General features: G+C 42.5%; 1 tRNA gene and 1 rRNA gene. Both read right to left on the bottom strand.

From position 1 onward, the window contains the following. Positions 1 to 193: 193 nt before the first annotated feature. Positions 194 to 269: transfer RNA gene (locus KQI18_RS14045), tRNA-Ala, on the bottom strand. Positions 270 to 333: 64 nt separating this feature from the next. Beyond that, a 16S ribosomal RNA gene (locus tag KQI18_RS14040) occupies positions 334 to 520 on the bottom strand; the annotation flags it as partial.

Here is a 520-nt window from a genome sequence, read left to right as displayed (position 1 = left end):
AGAAGTTATTAAATGATGATTAAGTCATCAACTGATAATTTAAAGTATTATCAAACTTATATAATAGATGTCATATCACTAAATATATATATGCAGTTTTCAAAGTGCTAACGCACGTCGCAAAGTCTATATCTTCATATACACTCAGATATATCAATTGCTTAAAGTGCTAACAATAGGGATAAATCCCTAATGGTGGAGATGAGGAGAGTCGAACTCCTGACCCCTTGCTTGCAAGGCAAGTGCTCTCCCAACTGAGCTACACCCCCATATTTCGTTGTAGAAGATCCAAAAAAGAACCCTCAAAATTAAACAGTAGGCAATTCTCCCTAGAAAGGAGGTGATCCAGCCGCACCTTCCGATACGGCTACCTTGTTACGACTTCACCCCAGTTATTGATGCCACCTTCGACGACTTCCTCCCAAGGGTTAGATAATCGGCTTCGGGTGTTTCCAACTTCCGTGGTGTGACGGGCGGTGTGTACAAGACCCGGGAACGCATTCACCGCAGCATTCTGATC

The organism is Metaclostridioides mangenotii, from assembly GCF_018917235.1.
Classification (GTDB): Bacteria; Bacillota; Clostridia; order Peptostreptococcales; family Peptostreptococcaceae; genus Metaclostridioides.
Note: the sequence above shows the minus strand (reverse complement) of the source record. Positions and strands in the feature narration are given on the sequence as shown.